The organism is Algoriphagus sp. AGSA1, from assembly GCF_021390545.1.
Classification (GTDB): Bacteria; Bacteroidota; Bacteroidia; order Cytophagales; family Cyclobacteriaceae; genus Algoriphagus.
In genome coordinates this window covers 1-1354 of sequence record NZ_JAJUWR010000113.1, presented here as the reverse complement: position 1 = coordinate 1354, position 1354 = coordinate 1, and the positions used below count along the sequence as shown (strand labels likewise).

Genomic DNA, 1354 nt, shown 5'->3' with positions numbered 1-1354 from the left:
GGGAGTGTTAGCTAAACTCTGTCCTTCCCTTCCCTTGGGGTACCCCAAGGGAAGGGAACTAAATAATTAATTCAATCTACGTCCAAAACCAATCTCCCTTCAAATCTAATGGCAAACTGTTGGACTGTCAAGCCCCAGTTATGGATCGGAGCCGTCCATTTCCGTTCGATCCGCTTTGCAGCAAGATACACGAGTTTCAGCAGGGCCATATCACTTGTGAAAGCCCCTTTTGTTTTGGTGACTTTCCTTACCTGCCGGTGATACCCTTCAACCGCATTGGTGGTATAAATGATTTTTCTGATGGGTTGAGTATAGGCAAAATAGGCACTGAGACGTTCCCAGTTACTGTTCCATGAACGGATTACTACCGGATATTTCTTCCCCCATTTCTCCTCAAGGTCCAACAAGGCGGACTCTGCCTGGTCTTTGGTATCTGCCCCGTAGATAAGTTTCAGGTCAGCGGCAAACTCCTTCTGCTCCTTACTGGCCACATACTTCAGACTGTTGCGGATCTGGTGGACAATACAGAGCTGCACCTCTGCTTTCGGGAATATAGACTGGATGGCCTCTGGAAAACCCGTTAGGTTGTCAGTGCAGGCTATCAGAATGTCTTTTACCCCACGGTGCTGTAGATCGCTAAGTACCTGGAGCCAGAAGTTGGCCCCCTCACTTTCAGATAGATACATGCCTAACAGTTCTTTCTTGCCTTTCTTGTTGATACCCAGAACATTGTACAGAGCCTTATGCTTCACCTTACCCTCTTCCCGAACCTTGAAGTGCATGGCGTCTAACCATACGATACAGTAAACCTCCTCCAGCGGGCGGTTCTGCCATTCTTTTACCTTCGGGATGATCCGGTCGGTAATATCACTGATCACCTGGGTGGAGACCTCGGTGTCATACATCTCCCGGATATGGGCAGATATATCCCGCATACTGCTCCCCATCCCGTAAAGGGCGATGATCTGGTCCTCTAGGTTGTCTGCCAGGATACGTTGGCGCTTCTCTATGAGCTTGGGCTCAAAGCTGCTCTGACGGTCCTCTGGAGTCTCTATAGTCACCTCCCCAACGTTGCTCTTCACTGTTTTGCCGCCTTTCCCGTTGCGCTTGTTGCCCGAGGCCCATCCTTTCTGATCATCACGAAGATGATCCTCCATCTCTGCTTGTAAGGATTCTTCCAGAAATTCCTTCAGTAGTGGTGCTAACGCGCCATCCTTTCCGAATAGGTTCTCTCCTGATAAAAACTGTTTTAATACTTTCTTCTTGAATGCTGTTTCTTCTTCTTTCATACTGCTCTATCTTATAAACTTTAACTAAAATTCAAAGTCTTAGACAGAGTTTAGATTACAGTCTC

1 protein-coding gene is annotated in these 1354 nt (G+C 47.6%); it reads right to left on the bottom strand.

Annotated elements, in window-relative coordinates; all coding sequences use genetic code 11:
- Positions 1-71: 71 nt before the first annotated feature.
- On the bottom strand, positions 72-1289 hold the full coding sequence (locus tag LZF95_RS26640; RefSeq protein WP_233758520.1) for an IS256 family transposase: 1218 nt from the start codon (positions 1287-1289) through the stop codon (positions 72-74).
- Between the last annotated feature and the right edge of the window lie 65 nt (positions 1290-1354).

Bases quoted from the DNA above. Each gene is read 5' to 3' on its own strand.
- LZF95_RS26640 (WP_233758520.1), bottom strand. From the start codon at position 1,289: ATGAAAGAAGAAGAAACAGCATTCAAGAAGAAAGTATTAAAACAGTTT.